The sequence below is a fragment of the Deltaproteobacteria bacterium genome, assembly GCA_029210625.1.
GTDB lineage: Bacteria > Myxococcota > Myxococcia > SLRQ01 > SLRQ01 > JARGFU01.
The window spans coordinates 1-24,596 of record JARGFU010000048.1 but is presented as its reverse complement, the minus strand read 5'-3'; the positions used below and the strand labels follow the sequence as shown (position 1 = coordinate 24,596).

The window sequence follows — 24,596 nt, the reverse complement described above, 5'->3', positions numbered from 1 at the left end:
CTCCGACGCCCCCGCCCGCGGCGGCCCCGGCGCCCACGCCCGCCCCGGCACCCGCGGCGGAGCCCGAACCCGAACCCGAACCCGAGCCCGCACCGCGGCCCGAGACACCGGCTCCCTCCGATCCGGCGGAGACCGTCGAGGCCACCCCCGCGCCCCTGCCGCCCGCCGAGCCCTCGATCTCCCAGGTCTTCCTCGGGGAGTCCCTGGGCACCCCGCTGCCCGCCGGCGCGCGGGCCGGGGAGATCGACCCCAGCTCCGAGACCGGCGGCGCCGCCTGGGGTCCCGACATGGCGGCGACCTCCGGCGTCTACGACGCCGCCTCGATCGACGATGCCTTCCTCCTCGACGAGCTCTGGGAGGATCCCTTCGTGAAGGCCCGCCGGCGCCGGCGGAAGATCGTCCTCGCCGCGCTCGGCGTGGTGGCGGCCCTCGGCGCCCTGGCCGGGCTGCTGGCGGTGATGGCCCCGGCGACCTTCGACGACCTGATCGGCAAGCGCGTCGGCCTGCGGATGGCCTGGGACGCTCAGGCCGTGGTCATCCGCAGCGAGGGCAGGGCGCTCCTGCTGCGCGACGATCCCGAGGCCCTGAAGCTGGCGATCGAGAAGCTCCGGGCCGCCCACGAGCTGGATCCGCAATACCCCGAGGCGGCCACCGACCTCGCCGCCGCGCACTTCCTCCTCTCGAGCATCGTCCGCGCCGACGGCCGGGCGGTGGTGGACGCGGCCGGGGAGACGAGCGCCCGGATGCGGGCCGTCACCGAGCAGATGAAGAAGGCCCGCGGCCCGAAGTACGAGCGGCTGCAGAAGGAGGCCCAGGCCCACCTCGGGGAGCTACAGGCCCTCGACCGGCGCTCCACCGAGTTCATGGAGGAGGCGGGCAAGCTCAACGCCGCGGGCTACGCGATCGCGCGGGCCAACCACGACGCCAACCAGCGCTCGGTGGTGGCGATGACCGGCCTGGCCCTCTACTACGGCCTCGAGGACGAGCCGGGTCCGGCGGAGACCCTCCTCTCCAACATCGAGGCCTTCGGGGCCAAGCCGCCCCTCGCGCGCCTCGGCGAGGCCTGGCTGCTGGTGAGCGGGGAGATGAGCCAGCGTCGCCGGGAGGCGGCCCTCACGGCCTTCGACGCCCTCGTCGCGGCGGAGCCCGACCTGCTGCGGGCGCGGGTGGGGCGCATCCAGGCCCTCCTGGACCTCGGGCGCGCGGACGAGGCGAAGGCGGCCGAGGAGGAGCTGCTGGGCATCAACCCGAAGCACCCCGTGGGCAAGCTGCTGCGCCGATAGGGCGGTGAGCTTCGAGCTGCGAGCTGCGAGTCGGCGCGGCAAGACTGATGGCTGACAGCTGACAGCCGAGAGCTGACGCCCCGAACTTCGGGGTCAGCGGCCAGCGGTCGAGCAGCCCGTGAGCGTCAGAGCCCTCCGCTCGAAGCTCACCGCTCGAAGCTCGAAGCTCGAAGCCCTACCGGTGGGCGACGAGCATGGTCGCGCGCGCCTTCGGCAGCCACCCCCAGGCGACGAAGAGCTCCCCGGCCAGGCGCGGGCCGTCCTTGGCGCGGCGCAGGTAGTCGTTGATCGGCTCCCCCCGGGCGTTGCGGCGCTGATCGGGGTGCTCGATGTTCACCAGCAGGCGATCGACGCCGCTGCCGCCGTAGTGGACCACCACGACCGTGCCGTCCTTGCGCACCTTCTCGACGACCCCGATGTGGGAGAGGGCGTCATCGAGGCGGCCGTTCCCGTTCGCGTCGTAGGTGTTGTCGAAGAAGACCAGCTCGCCCTTCTCCGGGCGGCCCCCGTGCAGGCGACCGTAGCGCTGGACGTAGCGGTAGATGATGGCGACGCCGTTGCGCTGCTCGCCGAGGGCGCCGAGGGCGAAGAGGTCGTGGCCGGCCTCGGCGTAGAGCCCCCGCACGAGCCCCGAGCAGTCCGCCCGGTGGCGCTTGCCCTCGATGATCACCCGCTGCGCGCCGACGAGGGTGGAGGCTCGCTGGGCGACCCCCGGGTGGGTCGGCTCCCGCCGCTGCGCGGGATCGGCGCGCGCCTGCTCCTGCTCCCGGAGATCCGGGGGAGGGCGCCGCTCCCGGTGGCGCGGTGGCGAGGTGGCGTCCGTCGCGAGGCTGCCCGGGCCGGGGCCGGCGCCGGTGGTCACGCAACCGGCGCCGAGGGTGAGGGCGAGGCCCGAGAGGAGCAGGCGAGGGAGGGCCCGACCCGCGGGGCGGGGGCGGGGTCCGGGATCGCGGCCCGGTCGCTGGGAGGGATGGTGCAAGGGGGTCTTCGACGCTCGCTCGTCCACCTTCCGACGTTCACGGGTGGGCGAGGATTCATCCCGATGGTACGGTGCGCACCCCGCCCGTCAAATCGGGGGCCACTTTCGCGAGCGGCGGCGGGACCCTTCCCGGCCGCTCTCGGCAGGCTCCCGCGGCCGGAGGAAGACTCGAAATTACTTCAATGATTTTCGATAGGTCCATGATCACCAAAGGCTTTCGTGGCTCCGCCCTCGTCCTCGGGGCGCTCCTGATCCTGCTCGCGCCGGCCTGCGGCGGCGGCGCCTACCGCCGCGCCGAGCGCCTCGACACGATCGAGGCCTGGCGGGCCTTCCTGGCCGAGCCCTCCAGCGACGACGAGGAGATCGCCTTCGCCCACGCCCGGATCGACACCCTGGCCTGGGCCCGGGCGAAGAAGGCGAAGAGCATCGAGGGCTACAAGCGCTACCTCGAGGAGGTGCCGCGGGCGGCCCACCGGCTGGAGGCCGAGGAGGCCATGGCGAAGCTGCGCTTCGCCCGCCTCCAGCCCGACTCGAGCCGGCCCGAGCTGGAGGACTACCTCCGCCGGCACCCCGAGGGGGCCCGCAGCGACGAGGTGAAGGCGAGGCTGGTGGAGCTGCTGCGCCAGGAGGCCCTGGCCTCCGGTGAGATCGGCCGGCTCGAGCGCTGGAGCGGCGACAACCCCGGCGCCCCGGGCACCGACGCGGTGGTGGCGGAGCTCGATCGTCTGCGCTTCGAGGCCGCCCGCGCCGCCGGGACGACCCTCGCCCTCCAGGCCTACCTCGCCCGCTTCCCCCGGGGGCAACACCGCGAGGAGGCCGAGATCCTCCTGGCCGGCCGCGCCCTGCGCGCCGCCCACTTCGAGGGCGAGCTCGAGCGCGCCCGGAAGATCCTCGCCTCGGCCCCGGCCGCGGGGCGCGCCCAGCTCGCCGAGACCGACGTGCGGGCGCGCTACGCCCGCGCCCTGCGGCGCCTCGATCGGGAGGCCCTCGAGGCCCTCGCGGCCGCGGGCCCGGAGGACGACGAGCCGGTCCCCGAGGAGATCGCCCGGGCCGCGAAGGACGTGCTGGAGCAGCTGGGCAAGGGCAAGGCCGCGAAGGGGCTCTCGGCGGACGCCGCCTGGCTCGACGCGCCCCACGCCGGTCTGGGCTGGCCCGCCCTCGAGGCGGCGCTGAAGGATCCGGACGCCCGCCGCCGCTGGGTTGGCGCGAGGGCCCTGGGCTACAGCCGCAGCACCCGGGCCCTGGCCCCGCTGATCGATCTGCTGGAGGATCGCGACCTCCGGGTGGCCGCGAGCGCGGCCGACGCCCTCCAGCGCCTGGCCGAGAGCCTCGATCCCCTGGTCCGGGACGTCGCCCTCACCGAGCGCCTCCACGCCATCGAGCCGAAGGCCGCCTCGCCCGAGCGGCGGGCGACCGTGGCCGTGCTCCGGGAGGCCGCCGGCGCCGGGGGGATCCTGCCGAGGCTGCGGGCCGCCGCCGAGGGTGGCGCCCGCCTCGCCGACCTGCGGCTGCTGGAGCTCTCCGACGACCCGCGGGAGAAGCGGGTGGCCCTCGGCCGCCTCGCCACCGCCCTGCGCGAGCGGACCTCCGCCCGCCTCGATCGCCTCGAGGGCGCCCTCCGGGGCGCCGCCATCGAGCCGGCGGATCTGCGCGCCGCCCGGACCGCGCTCTGGCTGGGCCGCCACCTCCTGGAGGTGCAGGGCCGGGTCGGCGCCGCCGGTGAGGCCCCGAAGTGGGTGGCCGATCTCGAGGTCCAGAAGGCCCGCCTCGAGGCCCTGCTGCCGCGGGTCGAGGGCCGCTACCGGCTCTCGCACCCCGAGTTCCTGGACTTCGATCTGGACGAGGGGGAGGCCCGCCGGGCGAAGGAGGTGGAGCTCGGCATCGAGGCGCTCCGACGCCTGCGGGCCGCCGGAGGGGTGGCCTGCGAGGCCCTCCGCTGGGCCGCCGGCGCACCGCACCCCGCGCTGCGCGCCGCGGCCCGCGAGCCCGGCCCCGGGGCCCCCGCCTGCGCGCCGGTCTCCTCCGCGCCGGTGACCCCCGAGGCCGCACCGTGAGCACCCCCGACGCGACCCCGCTCCCCGCGGCCCTCTGCGAGGAGGTCGGCCGGATGCTCACCGAGCGCTACGGCCCCTGGCTGCGGGAGGGCGAGCACACCGGCGTCGAGGGGAAGCAGGGGAAGGACGAGCTCGAGCTCTCCCTCTTCGTCGAGCGCGGCGAGGGCGAGGAGCGCTGGGAGGTCACCGTCCGCCTGGCCCCGGAAGGAAGGGACGAGGAGGAGGTCCTCTCGATCGCCCTCGACGCCGCGGACGCGGTCCTGGCCGGCTGGCTGGAGGAGGATCGGGCGCGCAAGCCTCCCGAGTTCGAGGAGGCGCAGTACGAGGGCGAGACGCTGGGGCTTCGCTATCGGCGGTGGTCGCCTCGGCTCGAGGAGGAAGGGGACGTCCTCCTGAAGGGCGGCGCCTAGCCTCGTACACGTACACGTCCACGTTCACGTACCCGGCCTTTCCCATCGACCAGGAGCTGAACCCGGTCACCTGGAGAACCCGAGCACGTGTACGTGTACGTGGACGGCTTCAGTCGAGGCGCGTCTCGCCGCTGCCCTCGGGACCCCCCTCCCCATACCCATAGGGCGAGGCGGGCAGGCCCACGATGGCCGGATCCATCAACCCGAAGAAGATCATCATGTGCGCGTCCAGCAGCGCGGCCTGCTCGGGATCGCCCAGATCGAGGCGCAGCTCGTTGAGGACCTTGATCTGCATCGGCTGCCACTCCTGGAAGCAGGGGCGGCAGACCTTGGCCGCGATCTCCTCACCCTGCTCCCCGGGCCAGGGGGGCGCCGGGAGGGCCGGGCCCTCGGACTTGCAGCGGTGGCAATGGATGGTCTCGGTGCTCATGTCAGGGGTATTGGATATACCCGGGATCCCGACATGGCCACTCGACGCTACACCCTCAAGAGCAACCTTCCGGCGAAGGTCAACTGGCGCATCGACTACGCCGCCCAGCTCAACGACGAGCAGCGGGCGGTGGTCGAGGCCGGGGGAGGGCAGCTGCTGGTCATCGCGGGCGCCGGCTCGGGCAAGACCCGGACCCTGACCTACCGGGTGGCGCGGCTCATCGAGTCGGGGGTGCGCCCGGAGGAGATCCTCCTGCTCACCTTCACCAACCGCGCGGCGCGGGAGATGGTCGGCCGGGTCCGCGAGCTGGTGGGCGAGGCCCTCGGCGCCGACCTGCGCCGGCTCTGGGGCGGCACCTTCCACCACGTCGCCCACCTCACCCTGCGCGAGCACGCCTCCGAGCTGGGCTACGGCGACCGCTACGGCATCCTCGACCGGGAGGACGCCGGCGATCTCATGAAGGCCTGCGTGGCCGAGCTGGGCTTCCACGATCTGCCGCGCCGCTTCCCCAAGTCCGACCTCCTGGTCCGCCTGGTCTCCATGGCGGTGAACACCCAGAGCTCGCTGCCGGATCTCCTGGCCGAGAAGCACCCCCACTTCGCCTCGCTCTCCGACGAGGTGATCGCCGCCGCGGCCCGCTACGCCGAGCGCAAGGCCGCCCTGAACGTGATGGACTTCGACGACCTGCTGCTCAACTGGAAGCTGCTCCTGGCCGAGCGGCCGGCCATCCTGGCGGCGCAGGGCGGGCGCTTCCGCCACGTCCTGGTGGACGAGTACCAGGACACCAACCGCCTGCAGGGCGACATCGTCGAGCTGATCTCGTCGGTGCACGGCAACCTGATGGTGGTGGGCGACGACGCCCAGAGCATCTACGCCTTCCGGGGGGCGCACTTCGCCAACATCATCGGCTTCCCCGAGCGCCACCCCGAGTGTCAGGTCTTCCACCTCACCGAGAACTACCGCTCCACGCCCCAGATCCTCGGGCTGGCCAACGCCTCGATCGAGATGAACGTGAAGCAGTTCCCCAAGGAGCTGCACGCCACCCGGGGTGACGGCGCGCTGCCGGCCCTGGTGCCCTCCCGGGACGTCTTCGAGCAGGCGGCCTTCGTGGCGCAGCGGCTCCTCGAGCTGCGCGACGAGGGGATGGAGCTGAAGGACCTGGCCGTCCTCTACCGGGCCCACCACCACAGCCTCGAGCTCCAGGTCGAGCTCTCGCGGCGCGGCATCCCCTTCGTCGTGCGCTCGGGGCTGCGCTTCTTCGAGCAGGCCCACATCAAGGACGTGCTCTGCCACCTGCGCTTCCTGGCCAACCCCCGGGACGAGCTGGCCTTCAAGCGGGTCATCCGCCTGTCCCGGGGGGTGGGGGGCGCGACCGCCGAGCGCCTCTGGCAGTGGATGCTCGGCCGGGAGAGTGAGCGGGCCAGCCCCCTCGACGCCTTCCTGCGCAAGGAGGCCCTGGCCGAGGTGCCCGCCCGGGCCCAGGCCTCCGTCGCGAGCCTCCAGACCCTCCTGCGCGAGCTGCGCCGGCCCTCCCTGCAGGCCGCGCCCGGCGAGATGATCCGGGCCATCCTCGATCAGGGCGGCTACGGCGAGTACCTGCGGGAGACCTTCCTTAACGGCGACGGCCGGATCGAGGACATCGAGCAGCTCGCCGACTTCGCCGGGGCCTACGAGAACGTCGACGCCTTCCTCGACGAGGTGGGGCTGCTCACCGAGCTCGAGGCCGAGGACGTCGTCGACGGCGCCGATCCCGACGAGCACCTGACCCTCTCGACCATCCACAAGGCCAAGGGGCTCGAGTGGCGGGGGGTCTTCGTCATCTGGCTGGCCGACGGGCGCTTCCCGGTCTCGGCCGCCTACCGGGATCCCGACGGCCTCGAGGAGGAGCGGCGCCTCTTCTACGTGGCGACCACCCGGGCCAAGGACGAGCTCTACCTCTGCTACCCCATCACCCACACCCAGCGGGACCACGAGCGGGTGGTGATGAAGGCCTCGCCCTTCATCGAGGAGCTGCCGGAGGGGGAGGGTGCGCCCTACGAGAAGTGGTCCCTCGAGGCCGACGACGCGCTGCCGCCCCTGCCCTCCGGCTCCACGCCACCCCTGCTCGAGTCCTGAAAACCGCGTCGCTGGGGCCTCTAGCTGCCCGGAGTCGCGTTGACCCGGATCGGCGGCGGTGGCTACCATGATCTTCTTTCAGGCGGGATCGTCGCACCCGTCCGCACGCGCGGCGGGAGGATCCGGGCCGGGGAGCGGGAACGTGGCAAGGCGAGGGACAACCAGCGGGGGAGGGCGCCTCGGAGGCCCAGGGAGGTTCGCGCTCATCGGCGCGCTCTGCCTCGGTCTCGCCTCGGCGGGACCGGCGCTGGCCGCGCCCCGGGGCGCACCGGAGGTGGAGCTCGAGGGTCCCCGCACCCGCCAGCCGCCCCAGCCCTTCCCGACCACCCTGCGCCTCCAGCTCCCCTACGCCCGGGCCTGGGATGCGGTGGTGGCCGTCCTCGCCTCCCGGGGCTTCCCCCTCGAGGTGGTCGCCCGGGACTCCGGCATCGTCGGCACCGGCTGGAAGATCACCCAGCCGAACCACCAGGTGCGCATCGGCCGGAAGGACTTCCTCGGCCGGAAGGCCGAGCGCCTGACCGTGCTGGTCCGCCCCCTCGCCAACGGCTCGCAGATCTCGATCACCGGCCAGAGCGCCCTGGTCAGCCCTCAGTGGAGCGCCGCGGGGATGCCCCCGGCCGGCCAGGCGGTGGACATCCCCACCGACACCGTCACCGAGTATGGCCTGCTCTACGACGTGGCGGGGGTGCTGGGGCTGGCCCTGCGCCGGGCGCCCGACTCGGCCTACGGCGTGGGCCTCTCCAGCACCGGGGTCTTCGAGCCGCCGCCGGCCTCTCCCGCCCCTGCCTCGACCCCCGCGACCCCCGAGCCGCCGCCGACGGGCTCGGTGCGGCTGGAGACCCCCACCGTGAGGACCAGTCCACCGCCTCCGGCGGGCGGGCTCGTGGGGACCGGAGCGGGACCTTGAGCGGGAAGCGGCTGATCGGCATCGACCTGGGGACCACCAACACCTGCGCCGCCTACGTGGAGGAGGGGACGCCGCGGGTGGTGCCGACCGACAAGGGGCGCTACCTCCTCCCCTCGGTGGTCGGGGTCTCGCCGCGGAGCGCCGAGATCCTGGTGGGCGCCCTGGCCAAGGATCAGCTGATGGTGGATCCCGCGAACACCATCTACGGCCACAAGCGCCTCATCGGCCTGCCCTACGAGAGCCCGCTGGTGAGCCAGCTGCGCGAGCGCTTCACCTATCCCATCGTGCGGGGCGAGAGCGGCCTGGCCGAGGTCGTCCTCGGCGGCGAGAACCGCACCCTGGCCGAGATCTCGGCCATCATCCTCGAGCGCCTGAAGATGGCGGCGCAGCAGCACCTCGGAGGGCTGGTCGAGCAGGCCGTGATCACCGTGCCGGCCTACTACAACGACCTGCAGCGCGCGGCGGTGAAGCAGGCCGGTGAGCTGGCCGGGCTGGAGGTCGTGCGCCTCGTCAACGAGCCCACCGCGGCGGCCCTCGCCTACGGCCTCGACCGGGCCTACGACCAGCGGATCCTCATCTACGATCTGGGCGGCGGCACCTTCGACATCTCGGTGCTGCAGCTCCACGGCAACGTCTTCGAGGTGGTCGCCACCGGCGGGGACACCTTCCTGGGCGGCGTCGACTTCGACGACCGGATCATCGACTGGGTCGTCGAGGGCTTCGAGAAGGAGCACGGCGTGAACCTGCGCGAGCAGCCGGCCGTGATGCAGCGGGTGCGGGCCGCCGCCGAGAACGCGAAGATCGATCTCTCCCAGGTCTCCAACGTCGTCATCGAGCTGCCCTTCGTGACCTTCCACCAGGGCAAGCCCCTCGACCTGCGGGTGCCCCTCTCCCGGGAGCGCCTCAACCAGCTCACCCGCGATCTGATCGATCGCACCTTCACCGCCTGCGACCAGATGCTGGAGGAGCAGAACATCGATCCGCGGAGCATCGACGAGGTGCTCCTCGTCGGTGGCCAGACCCGGATGCCCGTGGTGCAGGGCCGGATCCACCAGCACTTCGGGCGCCCGCCCCGCAAGGGCGTGCACCCCGAGGAGGTGGTCGCCATCGGCGGCGCCGTGCTCGGCGACTCCCTGGGGCGCGAGGAGGCGGTGACCCTGATCGACGTGCTCTCGCTGCCGATCGGCTTCGCGCTCCCCGACGGCCGCTTCCGCGAGGTGCTCCCGCGCAACCTGAGCCTGCCGACCACCACCCGCCTGAGCGTCTCGTCGCCGCGGAGCAGCACGGTCACCGTCGAGCTCGATCTCTACCAGGGCGAGGCCGAGCGCGTGGAGCAGAACGAGTTCCTCGGAACGGTGGTCTACCCCCGGGCGACCCGGGAGCTCATCTTCTCCCTCGACGCCGAGGGCCTGCTCCAGGTGAGCTACGAGCAGGGCGGCCAGACCGCCGTGGTCCGCCTCGCGACCGGGGACGCGCCGCAGCGGGTCCGCGACGCCGTCGCGTCGGCCCGGGAGAGCGCTCCCTCCGCGAAGCCACCCGCGGCCGGCGGTGGGGGCGGCCTCCTCGGATCCTGGCGCAAGGCCTTCGGCAAGGGAGAGTGATTGCCTTGACACCCCAGGGGGCGAATAGCATACTCCGCGGCCTTCGAATCCGCGCGCATAACTCAGTGGTAGAGTGCCATCTTCACACGGTGGAAGTCCCTGGTTCAAATCCAGGTGCGCGCACCACGAGCAGTATCCGAGACGCCCGCCCGACTCCGTCGGTGCGGGCGTTTCTCTTCCTGGCCCTGCTCCTGATGGCCGCGCCCGCCCGGGCGAGCGAGCCCGAGGGGGGCGAGGCGGCGCCCGAGGCGACCGCCGTCGGGGAGGCCCCGGAGGCGTCCGATTCGACCACCGAGGCCGAGCTCCCCGAGGCGGCGCCGGCGGTCGAGGTCGCTCCCGCGCTCGAGGTCGAGCCCGAGCCCGAGCCCGACGCCCCCGACCCCGCGCCGCGCCCCTGCATCCCCCTGGGGGAGGACGAGGAGCGGGTGGCCGTCAGCTTCGTCGGCCTGCAGACCGACACCGTCAGCGACGAGGCCCGCCGCACCCTCGAGTCGCTCATCATCGAGGCCCTCGAGGAGAAGGGCAGGGTGGAGGTGCGCACGCGGGACGACCTGCGCCTCCTCCTCGACGAGCAGGCCGCGCGCTGGCTCGCCGGCTGCACCGACCTCGAGTGCCAGCAGGAGGCGACGCAGGTGCTCCAGAGCGCCAACACACCGCTGCTCCTCACCGCGACCCTCTCCCGGGCCGGGGGGCGCAGCATCCTCCAGCTCTCCCTCTTCTCGAACACGGACGGCAGCCTGGTCGGCCGCACCCTGGGCCGCGCCCGCGGGCACCAGAAGCTGCAGGAGAAGCTGCCGCGGATCGCCGCGAACCTCCTCTCCCGTGCCCGGCTGCTGCGCGAGGGCCTCGACCCGACGGGCTTCCCGGCGCCGCGCTTCCACCTCACCCTCAAGCTCGGCAACGCCCTCTCCCGGATCGCCGCCCTCGACCGGAACCTCCTGGCCTACCGGATGGACATCGAGACCAACCTCTACGTCACCCCGAAGGCGCTGGTCTTCCTGGTGGTGGGCATGGCCCTCGGCGGGGGCGACGCGGGCGGCAGCGCCGATGCCCTGCGCCTGAAGATGATCCCGGCCAGCTTCGGGGCGAAGCGGCTCTGGACCTTCAACGTCTTGCGGGCCTGGGTCGGGGCCGGGATCGGCCCGGGTGTCCTGGGCCTGACCAACCTCTCCGCCGACGGGGAGCGCGACTTCCGCTCGGCCTTCGCCGTCACCGTGGTGGCGGGCGGCGACTACCGCATCCACCGCCGGTGGACCCTGGCCGCCGAGGTCTCCACCAACCTCACCGACGCGGTGCTGGGGCTGGGCTCGGGCGACGCCGAGGTGCCGGTGGTCTTCGGCCTGACCCTCGGGGCCTCCTTCCTCTTCTTCTAGACCACGAAACGACGATGGGAGCCCCGACGATGAAGCAGGCCCTCGCGCTCCTCCTCCCCCTCCTCCTCGTCGCCTGCCCGGACCCCATCGATCCGAAGCTGGAGGCCGAGGCCCACTACCACAAGGGCATGGAGTACCGGCACAGCGGCGACCTCGAGGCCGCGCTGCTGGAGTTCCAGGACGCGGTGCGCGGCGATCCCACCCAGGTGCGGGCCCACCACGCCCTGGGGGACACCTGGCTGGCGATGCGGAAGTACGAGGGCGCGCCCGAGGCGGCGGCGGCGGCCTTCCAGAAGGCCCTCGACCTGGAGCCGGGCAAGGCGGCCTCCTGGCTGGGGCTCGGCCGCGCCCGGGTGCGGCTCAACGATCCCGTCGGCGCCATCGAGGCCTACCGCAAGGCCCTCGAGCTGGACCCCGCCGATCCGCAGCCTCACCGCTACCTGGGCGATCTCTACGCCCGGGCCGACAAGATCGAGGAGGCCGTGGCGGCCTACCAGCAGGCGGCGCGCCTCGCGCAGGCCGGGGAGGGGGTCACGCCCCTGGAGCGGCTGGCCAAGCTCCTCGAGTCGAAGGGCCGCTTCGCGGAGGCGGCCTCGGCCTACGCCGCCGTGGTGGAGGCCTCGGCGGCCGCCGACGCCCACCGGGAGCAGCAGGTCGCCGTGCTCCGGGAGCAGGGCAGGGAGGAGCAGGCCCGGCAGCTGGCCCGCGAGGTCGCGGAGGCGGGCACGGTCCGCTCGATCCGGCTGGTGCGCCTCGGGGATCTGCGGGCGCAGGCCCGGGATCTCGACGGCGCCCTCGAGGCCTACCGGGCCGCCATCGAGCTGACCCCCGACCACGCCCCCACCTGGGAGCTGGTCGGCGCGATCCAGGCGGTGAAGAAGGAGTTCAGCGCCGGCCGGGCCTCCTTCGAGCGGGCCCGGGCGCTCGCGCCCACCTCGGCGAGCCCGCCGGCCGGCCTGGCCGAGCTGGAGCTGGCGGCGGGCCGCCCGGACGAGGCGAAGAAGGCGCTGCAGGCGGCGGTGGCCGCCCTCACCGGCGCCGAGGAGGAGCTGCTCCTGGTGCGGATCGCGGACCTCTTCGCCGCCACCGGCCAGCACCCCAAGGCCCTCACCATGTACGAGGAGCTGCTGGCCAGCGTGAAGGACGATCCGACCCTCTGGGTCTCGCTGGCCCGGGAGCAGCGGGCGGTGGGGGAGGCGGCGGCGGCGATCTTCAGCTGTTCACAGGCGCGGAAGATGATCGCCGATCGGGACCCTTCGATCCTGGGGGCCTGTGCCGCGACCGGGAAGTGAGCAAGGGAAAAGCCGTGCACGTGGACGTGTACGAGGACGTTCACGTCCGTGCACGTGCACGTACACGTCCACGTACACGGCCTTGCCCGGGGTCGAGCCCGTGGATCAGTGCATCCGCCGGTAAACCCCGCACACCACCCCGAGGATGTGCGTATCCCGGAACTCGTCCTTCGAGACGTAGATCGGCTGCATCCGCTCGTTCGCCGGCTGGAAGCGGATCCGGTCGCCCTCGGGGTAGTAGCGCTTCACGGTGGCCTCGCCCTCGATCATCGCGACGACGATCTCGCCCCGGTTCGCGGTGAGCTGCTTCTTCACGAAGATGTAGTCGCCGTCGAAGATGCCGTCGTCGATCATCGAGTCACCGACGACCCGCAGGGCGAAGACCCGCCGGGTGGTTCCACCGAGGAAGAAGCTGTCGATGTGGACGGTGTCGCTGATGTTCTCCTCGGCGATGATGGGGGTGCCCGCCGCGACCTGCCCGACCAGGGGGACCTCGATCATCTCGGTGGAGGGGATCACCGCCGGGATGACGGTGCCGTCGGCGCCCTTCACGCCCAGCTCGGAGAGGCCCTTGGGGGTGGGGGAGAGGGCCCGCGACTTGTTGTCCCCCCGGCTGATGTAGCCCTTGCGCTCGAGGGCCTTGAGGTGGTCGTTCACCCCGTTGGTGGAGCGGATGCCGAACTGCGCGCCGATCTCCCGGATGGTGGGAGGGTAGCCCTCCTGCCGGATGGCGTGGTGGACGTACTCCAGAATCTCCCGCTGCCGCTTGGTCAGTTCCTGCATGGCCCACGCTCCTCGAGTGCCTGAAATTGGGTTCAGTCCTGAACGTAGTTCTACTGAACGAAAGGACAGGGCGTCAAGAAATCGCCCGGCCGCCCGGGGCACCGGAAGAAGTGGGCCCGGGAGAGGGGGCTCTGGGCCTGCCGGGGGCTCTTGGTGTAGGGAGGAGGGCGCCATGCAGGGACTCTCCGCCTACGTCCGGACCTCCTCGGCCGGACTCTCGAGCAACCTGCGCCTGGTCGGAGGCCGGGTGCTGGTCGAGACCGCGATCCTGGCGGCGACCCTCATGCCCCTCCTCTTCGCCTGGCGCCTCGTCGATGGTCACCTGGCCCGGACCCTGCCGGTGCTACCGCCCACCTTCCAGCCAGGAAGGCTGGTGGCGGCGGACCTGCTGCTCTTCGTGACCTCCGCCCGCTTCCTCTGGCCGGTTCTGGGGCTGGCGGCGGCCGCCGCCCTCCTGGCGGCCTCCCTGCGCTGGGGGCAGCGCGCGGCCGAGGTCGGGGTGCTGGCCTCCCACGCCCGGGGGGAGGACGCGCCGCCGCGCGGCTTCTTCGAGAGCCTCGCCGCCCACCTCGACCGCTCGGCCGTGGTCGGCGTGCTCGAGGTCAGCGCGCTGCTCGCCTTCTGGGGCTGGGCGGGGGGGATCCTCTGGGCGGGCGCCTCCTTCTGGGCGGGCGCCCTCGAGGTGAGCCGCGGCTGGGGGCTCGTCGCCTCGGCCGCCCTGGCCTTCGGCGCCACCCTCTGCCTGGCGGTGGGGGTCGTGGTGCACACCGTCTTTCCCCTGGCCCTGGTGGGGAGCATCGCCGCCGGCTGGCGTCCCCTCGAGGCCCCGGCGCGGGCCCTCTCCCTCCTCGGGCGGAGGCCGCTGCTCCTCCTGGCGATCGGCGGCGTGATCCTGGGGGTGCGGATCGCGGTGGCCTTCCTGGTCGGCAGCGTGGTGAGCTTCGCCATGGTGCTGCCCCCGGAGGTGCTGCTCACCAGCCCCGGGCAGGTCGCCCGGGGGGTCCAGACCCTGATCGGGCTCTTCACCGGGGGGGTGATCACGGTCTTCTCCCAGGGGCTGATCACGGCCTTCGTCCTCGACGACGAGGCGCTGCTGCCGGTCCCGGCGAAGCCCGCGCCGCCGCCGCCCCCGCCGCCGGCCGAGCCCGTGCTCCTCGCCGTTCCCGTCCCCGTCTCCGTCACCGAGGACGAGGAGGACGAGGAGCCGGTGTTCCGCGCGGAGCCGGTGGTGGAGGAGGTAGCCCCGGACGAAGACGGCGGCGGTGACGGGAACGGAGACGGAGACGGGGGTGAGCCGGTCTACTCAGCGGTGCCCCTGGCTGAGGCCGAGGCGGAGGCTGAGGCGGAGGTGGCGGGCGCCGAGACCGCCGAGGATCAGGAGCCGGAGTAGCAGCCGAGCTTCTCGCGCAGGAACTTCTCGATCCGGAGCTCGAAGAGATCGGGCTGCTCGATCGGCGCGACGTGGGACCCCTTGGGCACCATCAGCAGCTCGGCGTCCGGGATGGCGTCGGCCATCTCCTCGGAGAGCCAGGCCGGGGTGAAGGTGTCGAGCTCGGCGGCGATCACCAGGGTGGGGACGTCGATGGCCGGAAGCAGATCCCGGGCCGAGTGCTCGGAGACCTTCGAGAGCATCGAGACGAAGACCTTGGGGTCCATCCGGCTCAGGTGATCGAAGTAGGGCTGCATGTCCTCGATGCGGATCAGCGAGCGGTTCACCTCGCCGGCCATCAGGGCGATGACCCAGGCGGCCCGCGAGGGGAGCAGGACCCGCCAGGCGCGCAGGGCCAGCTCCGGCAGGCCCGACATGGCCCGGTAGACCACCGGGAAGGCGCGCTTGAGGTGCACCGTGTCGTGGAAGGTGTCCAGGGGGCGGCCGTAGGAGCCGCAGACCGGGATGAGGCCGGCGATCTTCTCCTCGAGCGTCCGCCAGGCCTCGAGGATCACCTGCACCCCCACCGAGTGACCGATCAGCACGGCCTTCTCGATCTCGGCGGCGACCAGCACCGAGGCCAGATCGCCGACGATCTCCTCGATGCCCATCCGGGTGAGGTCCAGGGGCGTCCCCGAGCGGCCGTGGCCGCGGTAGTGCCAGCGGACGATCCGGTGGCGCGGGGCCAGCGAAGGCGTGAGGTACTTCCAGACGAAGCCGTCGCAGCCGATCCCGTCGCAGAGCACCAGGTCGGCCTCGTTCGGGCCGTCCGGCGTCAGGACCGAGTAGTGGATCCGGGTTCCGTCGATCCCGGGGACCTCGCCCTCGCGGTAGTGCGTCACTTCTTCTCCAGGTCGTACTTCTCGCACTTGGCGATCAGGTTCGAGCGGCTGATACCCAGCTCGCGGGAGAGCTTCGACTTGTTCCAGTGGGTGCGCACCAGCCCCTGGTGGATCATCTCCCGCTCCAGGGCCTCGACCGCCGCCTTGAGGGTGCCGCCGACGCGGATGCCGGCGAGGCCGCCGGCGCCGGCCTTGCCCACCTGCTCGCGGATCCGGGGTGAGAGGAGGCTGGCGTCGAGGGTCTCGAGGTCGGCGCCGAGGACCAGGAGCCGCTCGATCTCGTTCTCGAGCTCGCGGACGTTCCCCGGCCAGGGGTAGTCGCCGAGCTGGCGGAGGCAGTCGTCGGAGAGGTGGGGGGCGTGGCCCTCCCGGGCGTGCTTGTTCAGGAAGTGGGTGGCCAGCACCGGGATGTCCTCGGGGCGCTCGCGCAGGGGCGGCACGTCGAGGCGGATGACGTTGATCCGGTAGAAGAGGTCCTCCCGGAACTCGCCCTCGGCCACGGCCCGAGAGAGATCCTTGTGGGTGGCGGCGATCACCCGCACGTCGACCTCCTTCACCCGGGTGTCGCCCACCGGGGTGAAGGTGCCCTCCTGCAGCACCCGCAGGAGCTTCACCTGCAGGGCCGGCGACATGTCGCCGATCTCGTCGAGGAAGAAGGTGCCGCCGTCGGCCACCTCGAAGAGGCCCTTCTTGTCCCGCACGGCGCCGGTGAAGGCGCCCTTGGTGTGGCCGAAGAGGGCGCTCTCCAGGAGGTTGTCGTTGAAGGCCGAGCAGTTCTGGACGACGAAGGGCTTCTCCTTGCGGGCGCCGTTGTAGTGCACCGCCCGGGCGACCAGCTCCTTGCCCGTGCCCGACTCGCCCTGGATGAGCACTGTCGAGTCCGAGTTGCAGACCTTCTCCAGCAGATCGAAGACCCCCTGCATCGCCGGGCCGTTCCCGACGATCGAGTCGAAGCGGTAGCGCTCGGAGAGCTCCTCGGAGAGCTTGTTGATCTCCTCGTCGTGGCGCGCCTCGGCGGCCTCGTAGGCCGCGATCTCGTCCACCCCGAACTCGAGGAGGTCGCAGAGCTTCTCGACCTCGCGGTCGCCCAGGATCGGCATCCGGCTGGCCGCCCGGTCGAGGTCGGTCGAGCCCGGGTTGAGCGCCCGGATCCGCTCCTTGAGCTTCTCGGTCACGTGCTCGGTCGGGGGCTCGCGCAGGAAGCCGCCTACGAAGAGGAAGCCCTCGTAGTTGCCGCCGAGCACGATCGGGCAGCCCACGATGCAGAGGTCGAGGTGGCACTCGTGGAAGAAGCTGCGCCGCGGCTTGCGCGAGCTGCGGAAGCGGTCGCCGACGAACTTCACGCTCTGGTTGCAGCGGCGGAAGCCCTCCTTCGAGAAGAGGGAGAGGCGGCAGAAGTCGTTGTTCGGCGGGATGATCTGGCCGCTGGCGTGGTCCAGGACGTAGCCCTCGCGGTCGGCGAAGGCGAGCTCGAGCCCCCACCACTTGCGGATGACGTCCTTGAGCATCCCGATGGTGTGGAGGTTCTGGTAGCGCTCGTGATCCTGGTTGGCCATCGTCTCGCTTCTACAATGTCTTCGACTTCGGTGCTTCAGCGGATGACGCCGAGATCCAGGTAGGCCCCGTCCTTCATCACCACGTAGGGCCGCGGATCGACGCTGATCTTGCCGCTTCCGTCGTGATCGATCACCTGCAGCAGGCCCATCCCGTAGCCCATCGGGCCGCGGGAGTAGTAGTGGGCCTGGAGGGTGTAGGGCTTCGTTCGCTGCTTGCCCCGGATGGTGAAGCACTCGGGGCCATAGCCGGTGGTCACGTCGGCGTAGAGGTTGCCGCCCGAGGGGAGCTGCATCTGGGAGTAGTAGGCGTGGCCGCCCTGGGCGTCGTAGATGTGGAAGTCCACGTCGTTGGCGTCGGTCTCCCAGGTGAGGACGAAGCGCAGGGAGGGAGCGTTCTCGGGGTCGAGCCCCCGCGCCTTCAGCTTCTCGAGGATCTCGTCGGCCCGCTCCGGCGCCGCCGCCGCCCAGGCCCGGGCGACGAGCGCGAGATCCTCTCCGAGGATCTGCTTCGCCGCCGCGAAGCGCCCGGAGGGGTAGTCGCGGTCGAGGCCGGCGGCGAGGGCCTGGTAGGCCTCCGCGTGGCGCCCGAGGCGCAGGAGCGCGAAGGCCAGCAGGCGGTGGCTCGCCGGGTGATCCGGGCGGCTCTCGGCGGCCTTGGCGTAGCTGTCCGCGGCCAGCTTCAGGCCGGCGCCCCCGGCCAGGGCCTCGAGGCGGTTCCCCGCGTAGCGGCGCAGGTCGGCCCGGGAGGGGAAGAGGTCGATGATCGAGCCGAAGGCCCGGGCGGCGTCCGCCAGGTTGCCGGCCTGCTCCAGGGCCTCGCCGAGGGCCACCAGCGCCAGCACGTCGCCCGGGGACTCCTCCCGCCAGCCGCGGGCCTTCTCCATGGCCTCCTCCTTCTGGCCGGCCTCGAGGAGCTTCTTCACCTCGAGGTACTCCCCGGTCCAGGGGAGCTCGACGATCTTCCGGGGCTCACCCCGGCCGCCGCCGCCGATGGCCGGGCGCTCCTCCGCCATCGCCTCGCGCCGGCGGGGCGCCAGGCGCATCCGGCGCTCGTCCCGCTCGGGCGCCTCGGCCTCGGGCTCCGGGGCGGCGGTCGCGGCCACCGCGGGCGCGGGCGCGGCCTCGGCCGGCGGGGGCGGGGGAGCCGGCGGAGAGCCGGGCGCGACGCCCTGGGCGTTGCCCTCGGCCAGCTCGTCGGCCGCCTCGGGCTCGCCGCCGGTGGCCGGGCCGGCGTCCTCCTTGGCGAGATCTTCGAGGCCCTCGGCCGCCGCCTCGCCGTCCTCCTCGTGCTCGCCGTTGCCGTTGCGGGCCTTCATCTTCATGCCCTTCTTCTCGGGCTCGCTCTTGTCGACCACCGGGATCGGCGGGGGCTTCGGCACCAGGCTCTCGGGTCCGCGGTGGAGGAGGGTGATGCCCCTCTCCCCGACGGTGAGGATGTCGGAGAGGGCCTTGCGGTCGATGCCGAAGCGCTCGTAGTCGGCCTCGGTCTCGAGCACGAGGAAGGCGGTGTAGGGGGAGAGCACCCGGTGCTTCACCGAGAGCTCCGTCATCTGCTTCTTCAGCCCCTCCCGCAGGTCGTCGTCGTTCGACGCCACCGTGTCGCGCTGGTGCTCGAGCCGGGCGATCCGGGCCTGCACCCAGGCGCGCTCGAGGAGGGGCCGCTCGGTGCCGTCGAGGCGCAGCCGGTCGGTGGCCAGGCGGGCGCCCTCCAGGGAGACCACGACCTCGTCCGCGGCGGGCAGATCGGCGAAGACCAGCACCTCGTCTCCCGACTGCACGCCGTCCAGGGTCTCGGGCCAGACCCACTTCGCGCCCTCGACCTTCACGGAAAGCCCCGAGGCCGTGGCCTCGGTGAGGCGGCGGCCGATCTCCGCGAAGGGATCGTCACCGTCGATCACCACGCCGTCCCGGGGGAGGCCGGCGGTGACCAGCTCCCGCAGGGTGTGCTCGTCCCGGATGCCGCCCAGGACCAGCGCGTCGAGGCGCTCGACCCCCGCCTTGCCCAGGGCCGCGGCGGCCTGCCGCAGGGTGTCCCCCTCGGCCTCCCCGGCGGTGGCGACCCCGTCGGTCATCAGCAGCGCGCGCTTGCAGCGCTGCCCGGCCGGCATCGCCTCGAGGGCGGCCGAGAGCCAGACCAGGGCGGACTGGAGATCCGAGGCGCCCAGGGCGCGGCGCTCGCGCAAGGCGGCGACCTCGTCGCGGCCGAAGGCCCCGGCGCCGCCCTGGAAGATCTTCACCACGCTCTGATCGAAGGCGGCGACCAGCACCGGCGCCTCGGCCCCGCGTCCCTCCGCGAGCGAGGCGACGAGGCGCCGCAGCTGGGCGATCTGCGGGTGGAAGCCGAGGGCCCGGGAGGCGCTGGTGTCGACGAGGACGCAGAGGGAGTCGATCTCGTCGGGCTGCTCGCCCACCACCGGCATCAGCTGCAGCGCCACCAGGTTGCCGTGGCGCAGGCCGAGGCGGCCCGGCACGTCGGGGGTCTCGACCCGGAAGTCCTCGGTGGGGGTCCAGCCCTCCTTGCGCAGGGTCAGGGTCTCCCGGGTGACCTTCACCGGCGAGAGGCTCTTGTCCTGGTCGGCGCTGGCCTCGGCCTTGCGGGAGACCATCACCTTCACGTCGAGGAGGCCCAGCTCGGGCAGGCCCTGCAGGGGCAGGAGGTAGGGCGCGTCGCGGCCGGCGAGGGTGTGGGAGTAGGAGAGGATCAGCTCCTTCTTCGCCCGCGGAGGGATCGGGAAGACCCGGGCCGAGAAGCTGTTGCCGGCCTCCTGCTCGAGGAGGGCGGGATCCTGACGCCGGTGGAGGAAGTCCTCGTAGGCCCGCCGCGCGGCCTGGCGCTCGACGACCTCGCCCTCCTGCCAGCGCTCGTCGATCTTCATGGCGAAGCGGCTGATGGTCGCGCCGGGCGGCAGGGTGATCTGGAAGCGCCCCTCGAGCAGGCGGTCCTCGGGGTTCTCGAAGGTGAGGAAGAGCTCGGTGAAGGCGAGGGGCGCCTCGATCACGGCGCGCGCCTTCAGCGCGCGCAGGGCCAGGCCCGTGCCGTCGGAGGCGGTCAGGGAGAGGGGCAGCTCACCCCCGGCGGCCTCGGGCTCGGGGGGCGGGAGGGCGTCGTCCGGCGGCAGCTCGGCGATCGTGAAGGAGCTCGCCCGCAGCTTGCGCTCCGGGGCCGCGACGACGGGCGCGCCGGCCGCCGCGCCGAGGCGGGCCAGGCTGCTCTCCCCGAGGGTCGAGGCCCGCGCCTCCCCGGGAGGAGGTGGTTCCTCGCCGCCTCCGGGCCTCTCCTTCGGGCAGGCAGCGCCGGTCGAGAGGAGGGTGAGGGTGAGGAGGAGGGGGAGAGAGGAGCGAGTGGTCCCGGCCATGGGGGATCCATAGCAGGGGCCACGCTCGAAACGCACGACGTCCGCACACGTCCACGTCCACGTGAACGTACACGGCCTTTCCCTGGCGGGCAGGGACCGTTCCAGGATACCGGGGAGAACCCGTGCACGTGGACGTGTACGGAGGGGGCCCTGTTGCCTTTGGCCGATTGACACCCCCATCCACCCGTCCTACGACCGACCCGACGCGGAGCTCTCCAGCCCCGATCCGATCCTGATCCATGCGCCCCTACGACGACCTCCGCCGACACGTCCCCGCCGCCGCGGCGAATCGGATCGGCAAGCGCTCGCGGGTGGTCCTCCTCTCCCTGCGGCAGGTCCGCCTGGCCCTGGAGGAGCGCGGGACCGTCCTGCTCACGGCGGTCTGCGAGGCCCTGCCGATGGTGGCGCCGCTTCTGCGGGCGACGCGCAGCTCGGATGCGGTCCTGGCGCTCTGCCCCGCCGGCGCCCTGGCCGAGCCCCGGGATCGGCACCACTTCTTCTCCGAGGTGGTGCGGCAGGCCGAGGCGACCCGCTGCAACCGTCCGCTGATCCTCACCGCCCCGCCCCTGAAGCTGCGGGGCTTCGAGGAGGCGGATCTGGTGGCCGAGCAGATCTACGAGTGGGTCGAGGCGGGCTTCACCCACGTCCCCCTGGACGTCTCGGGGGTGGATCTCGCCCGGGCCCCGGCCATCGTCGAGCGGGCCGCGGCGCCCCTCCTCGAGAACGAGCTGGGCCTCGAGCTGCTGGTCGAGCCCGGGCAGGAGGACGAGGTGGGCGAGCTCACCGCCGGCCTCAAGCTCCTGGGCATCGAGGTGGATCTCGTCGGCGTGCTGGGCGGCGGCGCGGTGGGGATGGCCGTCGCCGCCTCCGAGGTCGACCCCATCGCGGTCTCCTGGTGGGAGGGCGAGGAGGACGAGGACTTCCGCTCCGGGCTGCGCAACGCGGTCGGCGCCGGCGCCCGGATGGTGGCCCTTCGCTCGCCCTTCACCCGGGAGCTCATCGAGGGCCTCCCGCCCGAGCTGCGGGAGGGTGAGGCGCCCCTGGAGCTGCTGCGGGAGATCCTCGAGGACGAGGACGATCCCCGCCTGGACGAGGCCGCCCGGGATCGCCTGGAGATCGGGCTGCTGGCCGAGACCGAGGATCTGCTCCGGCTCCTGCGCCTGCGGGGCGCGGCGGGGGAGCTCCTCGATCACATCCTGGCCGACGACGCCTGACGCGATGAGGATCATCGGAGGCAGTGCCCGGGGCCGGCGGCTGCACCCCCCGCCGGGGAAGCTCGCCCGCCCGACCTCGGATCGGGTCCGCCAGTCCCTCTTCGATCTCCTCGGCCAGCGCTGCGACGGGCTGCGGGTGCTCGACCTCTTCGCCGGCACCGGCGCCCTGGGGCTGGAGGCCCTCTCCCGGGGGGCCGAGGCGGCCCTCTTCGTCGAGCGGGAGCCCCGGATGATCGCGGTGCTGCAGAAGAACCTCGACCACCTCAGCTTCGGCGATCGCGCCACCCTGAAGCGGGGGGACGCCCTGCGCCTGAAGGGGGCGATCGAGGGGGCCGGCCCCTTCGAGCTGGTCCTGGCCGATCCACCCTACGCGGAGGGCCCCGGGCCGGTCTGCGAGGCGGTGGCCGCGTGCCCGGGCCTCATCGTCCCCGGCGGGCGCCTCGTGGTAGAACACGACCGCCGGACGCCGAGCCCCGAGCAGATGGGCACACTCCAGCGGGTGGATCTGCGGCGCTACGGTGATACGAACCTCTCCCTCTACCGCGAAGGCGATCCCCCCCCGCAGCCCAGTCCAGGAGAACGATGACCGTGCGCCAGGCGATCTACCCCGGGTCCTTCGACCCCCTGACCAACGGCCACATCAACATCGTCGAGCGCGGGCTCGACGTCTTCGACAAGCTGGTGGTCGCGATCGCCTGCAACCCGGAGAAGAAGCCGATGTTCAGCGTCGAGGAGCGCAAGGCGATCCTCGAGGAGGCCTTCGGCGACGACGAGCGGGTCGAGATCGACGCCTTCGAGGGGCTGCTGGTGGACTACTGCCGGCACAAGAAGGTCGACGTGGTCCTGCGGGGCCTGCGCGCCGTCTCGGACTTCGAGTACGAGCTGCAGATGGCGAACATGAACCGGAAGCTCGCCCCCGAGCTCGAGACCGTCTTCATGATGACCGGGGAGGAGCACTTCTACGTCTCCAGCCGCTTCGTCCGCGAGGTGGCCCGCTTCGGCGGAGACGTGAGCGCCCTGGTGCCCCCGGGGGTCGCGGCCCGCCTGAAGGCCGCCCGCTGAACATGCAGCAAGCAAGAGAGGGAGGAACTCATGCGACTCTCTGAACGCGCCCGGGCGGTGAAGCCCTCGGCGACCCTGGCCACCGCCGCCCGCGCCCGCGCCTTGAAGGCGGAGGGCAAGGACGTCGTCCTCTTCGGGACGGGTGAGCCCGACTTCGACACCCCGGCCTTCATCCGGCAGGCCGCGAAGGACGCCCTCGACGCCGGGGCCACCCACTATCCGCCCCTCGTCGGGCTGCCCTCCCTGCGGGAGGCGATCTGCACCCGGCTGAAGCTCGATCAGGAGCTCGACTACGCCGCGAGCGAGGTCATCGTCGGGGTGGGCGCGAAGCAGGTGCTCTACAACGCCTGCCAGGCCCTCCTCGATCCCGGTGACGAGGCCGTGATCATCACCCCCTACTGGGTGAGCTACCCCGACATGGTCACCCTCGCCGGGGCGACCTCGGTCTACGTCGAGACCACCCCCGAGTCGGGCTTCCAGCCGACGGCCGAGGCCCTGGAGGCGGCGCTGAACGAGCGGACCCGGGTCCTCTTCGTCAACTCCCCCTCGAACCCCAGCGGGGTGATCCTGGATCGCGAGACCCTCGAGGCGATGGCCGAGGTCCTGCGGCGCTACCCCGAGGTCACGATCCTCACCGACGACATCTACAACCGGATCCTCTACGGGGACGCCACCTTCGAGAACATCCTCCAGGTGGCGCCCGACCTGCGCGACCGGGTCGTCATCATCAACGGCGTCTCCAAGACCTACGCCATGACCGGCTGGCGGGTGGGCTGGGCCGTGGGCCCCGAGGAGATCATCAAGGCCATCGGGAAGATCCAGGGACAGTCCACCAGCGGCGCCACCTCCTTCGCCCAGCACGGCGCCCTGGCCGCGCTCACCGGCGATCAGGGCGTCGTCGCCGAGATGGTGGGGCACTTCGCCCGGCGCCGCGATCTCCTCTGCGACGGCCTCGCGGCCCTCCCCGGCGTCGAGTGCGCGAAGCCCCCGGGCGCCTTCTACGCCTTCCCCGACCTCCGGGCCCTCATCGGCAAGAAGGCCGGCGGGAAGCTCATCGACGGCAGCATCACCCTCTGCGATCTCCTCATCGAGGAGCAGCACCTGGCCTGCGTGCCCGGCGCGCCCTTCGGGGCCGAGGGCTTCCTGCGGATGTCCTTTGCGGCCTCCGACGAGGATATCGAGCGGGGCTTGAAGCGGCTGGCGGATTTCCTCCAGACCGTGGAATAGCTCCGCGGCCGTACACGTACACGTACACGTCTACGTACACGGCTTTTCCCGGGTACCGGTCACCAACACCGGGGCACAGGAGAACCCGAGAACGTGTACGTGCACGTGTACGTGTACGGAGCGGGAGCGTTCGAGAAGCGGTCAATCGGTATAGGCGGTCACGACCCACCGATCCTTCTGCTTCTCGAAGACCGCCACATAGCCATGCCCGCCGAGGTTGGCGATGCCGACCCAGCGACCCTCGAGCTGAAGCTCGCCCATCCGTCGCGGCGGCGGGCCGTGCCGGGCGAGCATCATCTCGGAGGGCATCAGCAGGACCCCGTAGAAGGTCATCCGGGAGAGGTCGGCCCGCTCGAGGGCCCGCTCCAGCCGCTCGACCAGGGCGGAGCGCGACTTCAGGATCTCCCCGTCGAGGTTGAAGGGGAAATCGGTCAGCTCCGCCGCGGCCTCGGGCACCCCCGCGATCAGCGACTGGAAGAAGACCGTCGCCGTGGCCCGCAGCTCTCGCTCGGCTCGCGGGATCGGAGGCAGCTCCTCCTCGGCCGCGGGCGCCGCCGCCGCCGCCGCCTCGGCATCCGCTTCGGCGTCCGCCTCCGCGATCTCGGGCACCGCCGAAGCCGCTCCGGCCGGTGGGATCTCCTCGGGCTCGGGCGCCGGGGGGGGCGGGGTCTTCGTCTCCGGCG

At 72.5% G+C, this 24,596-nt stretch carries 20 protein-coding genes and 1 tRNA gene; 14 read left to right on the top strand and 7 right to left on the bottom strand.

Translation table 11 applies throughout. The features are described 5' to 3' along the window. Positions 1 to 1,283 (top strand): hypothetical protein (locus tag P1V51_24420; GenBank protein ID MDF1566199.1); only part of this gene is annotated, 1,283 nt, incomplete at its 5' end. 175 nt (positions 1,284 to 1,458) lie between these two features. Here the strand turns inward: P1V51_24420 and P1V51_24415 are convergent. Continuing rightward, positions 1,459 to 2,262, bottom strand: a complete 804-nt coding sequence (locus tag P1V51_24415) for a CHAP domain-containing protein (GenBank protein ID MDF1566198.1) — start codon at positions 2,260 to 2,262, stop codon at positions 1,459 to 1,461. 200 nt (positions 2,263 to 2,462) lie between these two features. Here P1V51_24415 and P1V51_24410 point away from each other — a divergent pair, with 200 nt between their 5' ends. Together P1V51_24410 and P1V51_24405 are read left to right on the top strand one after the other, a co-directional pair. Then, positions 2,463 to 4,316 (top strand): HEAT repeat domain-containing protein, encoded by a 1,854-nt coding sequence (locus P1V51_24410; GenBank protein ID MDF1566197.1) that lies wholly within the window; start codon positions 2,463 to 2,465, stop codon positions 4,314 to 4,316. Then, entirely contained in the window at positions 4,313 to 4,726 is a 414-nt protein-coding gene (locus P1V51_24405; GenBank protein MDF1566196.1) for a hypothetical protein, read from the top strand. Before P1V51_24410 ends, P1V51_24405 begins: the two co-directional genes overlap by 4 nt. A gap of 109 nt (positions 4,727 to 4,835) precedes the next feature. Here P1V51_24405 and P1V51_24400 read toward each other — a convergent pair whose 3' ends face one another. Beyond that, positions 4,836 to 5,156 carry a Fe(2+)-trafficking protein gene (locus P1V51_24400; protein MDF1566195.1) on the bottom strand — a complete coding sequence of 107 codons (321 nt, stop codon included), beginning with the start codon at positions 5,154 to 5,156 and terminating at the stop codon, positions 4,836 to 4,838. 33 nt (positions 5,157 to 5,189) lie between these two features. On the opposite strand from P1V51_24400, the gene P1V51_24395 reads away from it, so the two are divergent. The 6 genes from P1V51_24395 to P1V51_24370 all read left to right on the top strand — a co-directional run bounded on the left by P1V51_24395 (position 5,190) and on the right by P1V51_24370 (position 12,444). Further along, on the top strand, positions 5,190 to 7,271 hold the full coding sequence (locus tag P1V51_24395; protein ID MDF1566194.1) for an ATP-dependent helicase: 2,082 nt from the start codon (positions 5,190 to 5,192) through the stop codon (positions 7,269 to 7,271). Between the two features lie 274 nt (positions 7,272 to 7,545). Then, the gene (locus P1V51_24390) at positions 7,546 to 8,178 is read left to right on the top strand and encodes a hypothetical protein (protein MDF1566193.1); all 633 of its coding nucleotides are present in this window, start codon (positions 7,546 to 7,548) and stop codon (positions 8,176 to 8,178) included. After that, complete coding sequence (locus tag P1V51_24385) at positions 8,175 to 9,779, top strand: Hsp70 family protein (GenBank protein MDF1566192.1); 1,605 nt, start codon at positions 8,175 to 8,177, stop codon at positions 9,777 to 9,779. Before P1V51_24390 ends, P1V51_24385 begins: the two co-directional genes overlap by 4 nt. Positions 9,780 to 9,830: 51 nt before the next feature. Then, a tRNA-Val gene (locus tag P1V51_24380) sits at positions 9,831 to 9,905 on the top strand. Between the two features lie 35 nt (positions 9,906 to 9,940). Then, positions 9,941 to 11,152 carry a hypothetical protein gene (locus P1V51_24375; protein MDF1566191.1) on the top strand — a complete coding sequence of 404 codons (1,212 nt, stop codon included), beginning with the start codon at positions 9,941 to 9,943 and terminating at the stop codon, positions 11,150 to 11,152. A gap of 29 nt (positions 11,153 to 11,181) precedes the next feature. Next, entirely contained in the window at positions 11,182 to 12,444 is a 1,263-nt protein-coding gene (locus P1V51_24370) for a tetratricopeptide repeat protein (GenBank protein MDF1566190.1), read from the top strand. 105 nt (positions 12,445 to 12,549) lie between these two features. Here the strand turns inward: P1V51_24370 and lexA are convergent, their stop codons facing one another. Next, positions 12,550 to 13,227, bottom strand: coding sequence for a transcriptional repressor LexA (lexA, locus tag P1V51_24365; protein MDF1566189.1), 678 nt, complete (start codon positions 13,225 to 13,227; stop codon positions 12,550 to 12,552). Positions 13,228 to 13,399: 172 nt separating this feature from the next. Here lexA and P1V51_24360 point away from each other — a divergent pair, with 172 nt between their 5' ends. Next, positions 13,400 to 14,617: a hypothetical protein gene (locus tag P1V51_24360; GenBank protein ID MDF1566188.1), complete on the top strand. Its 1,218-nt coding sequence runs from the start codon at positions 13,400 to 13,402 to the stop codon at positions 14,615 to 14,617. Here P1V51_24360 and P1V51_24355 read toward each other — a convergent pair. The 3 genes from P1V51_24355 to P1V51_24345 are packed head-to-tail and all read right to left on the bottom strand — an operon-like array spanning position 14,602 to position 20,410. Then, on the bottom strand, positions 14,602 to 15,498 hold the full coding sequence (locus tag P1V51_24355; GenBank protein ID MDF1566187.1) for an alpha/beta hydrolase: 897 nt from the start codon (positions 15,496 to 15,498) through the stop codon (positions 14,602 to 14,604). The genes P1V51_24360 and P1V51_24355 overlap by 16 nt on opposite strands. Next, the gene (locus P1V51_24350; GenBank protein MDF1566186.1) at positions 15,495 to 17,054 is read right to left on the bottom strand and encodes a sigma 54-interacting transcriptional regulator; all 1,560 of its coding nucleotides are present in this window, start codon (positions 17,052 to 17,054) and stop codon (positions 15,495 to 15,497) included. The genes P1V51_24355 and P1V51_24350 overlap by 4 nt, the downstream gene beginning before the upstream one ends. A 35-nt stretch (positions 17,055 to 17,089) precedes the next feature. After that, on the bottom strand, positions 17,090 to 20,410 hold the full coding sequence (locus P1V51_24345; protein ID MDF1566185.1) for a VIT domain-containing protein: 3,321 nt from the start codon (positions 20,408 to 20,410) through the stop codon (positions 17,090 to 17,092). Positions 20,411 to 20,649: 239 nt separating this feature from the next. Here P1V51_24345 and P1V51_24340 point away from each other — a divergent pair, with 239 nt between their 5' ends. From P1V51_24340 to P1V51_24325, 4 genes are read left to right on the top strand one after another with little or no spacing between them, the layout of a single operon-like run. After that, complete coding sequence (locus P1V51_24340) at positions 20,650 to 21,624, top strand: hypothetical protein (GenBank protein ID MDF1566184.1); 975 nt, start codon at positions 20,650 to 20,652, stop codon at positions 21,622 to 21,624. Positions 21,625 to 21,628: 4 nt separating this feature from the next. Beyond that, complete coding sequence (rsmD, locus tag P1V51_24335; GenBank protein ID MDF1566183.1) at positions 21,629 to 22,210, top strand: 16S rRNA (guanine(966)-N(2))-methyltransferase RsmD; 582 nt, start codon at positions 21,629 to 21,631, stop codon at positions 22,208 to 22,210. Continuing rightward, entirely contained in the window at positions 22,207 to 22,686 is a 480-nt protein-coding gene (gene coaD, locus P1V51_24330) for a pantetheine-phosphate adenylyltransferase (GenBank protein MDF1566182.1), read from the top strand. Before rsmD ends, coaD begins: the two co-directional genes overlap by 4 nt. A 30-nt stretch (positions 22,687 to 22,716) precedes the next feature. Then, entirely contained in the window at positions 22,717 to 23,913 is a 1,197-nt protein-coding gene (locus tag P1V51_24325; protein MDF1566181.1) for a pyridoxal phosphate-dependent aminotransferase, read from the top strand. Between the two features lie 141 nt (positions 23,914 to 24,054). Here the strand turns inward: P1V51_24325 and P1V51_24320 are convergent. Further along, positions 24,055 to 24,596, bottom strand: a 542-nt coding sequence (locus tag P1V51_24320; protein ID MDF1566180.1) for a hypothetical protein, incomplete at its 5' end; no start/stop codon positions are given.